Source organism: Aeromonas sp. EERV15, assembly GCF_900079845.1.
GTDB classification, from domain to species: Bacteria; Pseudomonadota; Gammaproteobacteria; order Enterobacterales; family Aeromonadaceae; genus Aeromonas; species Aeromonas sobria.
Map to the genome: position 1 here is coordinate 1 of NZ_FKKY02000048.1, position 1,286 is coordinate 1,286.

At 48.1% G+C, this 1,286-nt stretch carries 1 protein-coding gene; it reads right to left on the reverse strand.

The features are described from left to right. Positions 1–20: 20 nt before the first annotated feature. Positions 21–1,148, reverse strand: coding sequence for an ISAs1-like element ISKpn9 family transposase (locus tag BN4575_RS20315; protein ID WP_041204928.1), 1,128 nt, complete (start codon positions 1,146–1,148; stop codon positions 21–23). Positions 1,149–1,286: the final 138 nt, after the last annotated feature.

The window sequence follows — 1,286 nt, forward strand, 5'->3', positions numbered from 1 at the left end:
CAGGGCTGACGCATCAGTGTTTATACTTTGAACAACCCCATACATTCGAACAAATATTGTTCATTCAGACAGCAGAGCCTGCGCTTGTTGGCCATGCTTAGATTACGTGATTTGTTTTGCTTCAGCATGTTCAGTATCCACTGCCTGATGACCGCTAAGTTTTCCCCAGCGAAGCCCGCTCTGGCCTGAAGTTGATCCTCTCCGAACGCAATATCTAAAGTCCAGTGCAGCAGATTTTCTACCGACCAGTGCGCTCGGGTTGCCTTCAGCGCTGAGGTGGCATCCAACGCTCGGCTACTTATATAAAATCTCACGAAATCATAGCCTTTGCCATTTTCAATTCGCTCAGCCTGCACGGCTATGATCGTCTTCGCTTTCCACTGCTGGCAAACTGGCATGCTTTCATCAACCATCAGAACCCAACAACGTCGATGCTCTTTTCGCCCATGTTCTGAGTCAAATTGTTCAGTAAAGCCGTGCCCCGAAACATCGGTTTCATTCTTATCCCAATACGCTTGGAACTGTTCTTTTACTTCAGTATTGAGGCTAGGTTGGTTGTCTTTCACTGCAAGCAGGTAATCACCCGACTTTTTGAGGATGGTGTCGGCGATTTTTACCTGTGTACCCATCGCATCAATACTGACTAAACACCCTTTTAATTCAAGAAGTTGGAGTAGCTCAGGTATTGCCGTGATCTCGTTAGATTTGTCAGCGACTTTTTGCTGGCCAACACACATCCCCAGCTCAGTTGACCAGACATTGACCATATGAACAGCGTTGGCACCTCGCCCTTTAGCGGTAGCACGAAGAGCTTTACCATCAACCGCTAGTTGGCCAACCAGCTTATCATCGCCCATGATGTCGCCGATCCACGCTTGAAAAATGGATTTCAGACTGGCGGGAGGCAGAGTGGCAAAAATGCGGTTGAATGTGTCGTGTGATGGAATGCCGCCAGGCAAGCTCAACCAGCGCCGGAACCATGGCTCTCGCTCTTGAGCAAACAAGGTAATCTCGCTCCAAGTATCAAAACCGCACATCATGGCGCAGATGGCCATGAAAACAACCTCTGACAAGATATGCGAGCACTTGGCCTGATTGCGTGGGTCTGGAATTGATTCAAGGTAGTCGAGCAAAGACTTCTGGGCCATAAAAATAAACAGTTAGTTAAGATCTCGACTATTTACAGCTTGGCAACGCAAGGTACAATTAAAATCGTACTTGGCGCCGCTCAACTGATCGATACTTGATCAACTAGCGCAAAGAATGATCATGCGTCGGCCCTGGGC

Bases quoted from the DNA above. Each gene is read 5' to 3' on its own strand.
- BN4575_RS20315 (WP_041204928.1), bottom strand. From the start codon at position 1,148: ATGGCCCAGAAGTCTTTGCTCGACTACCTTGAATCAATTCCAGACCCA.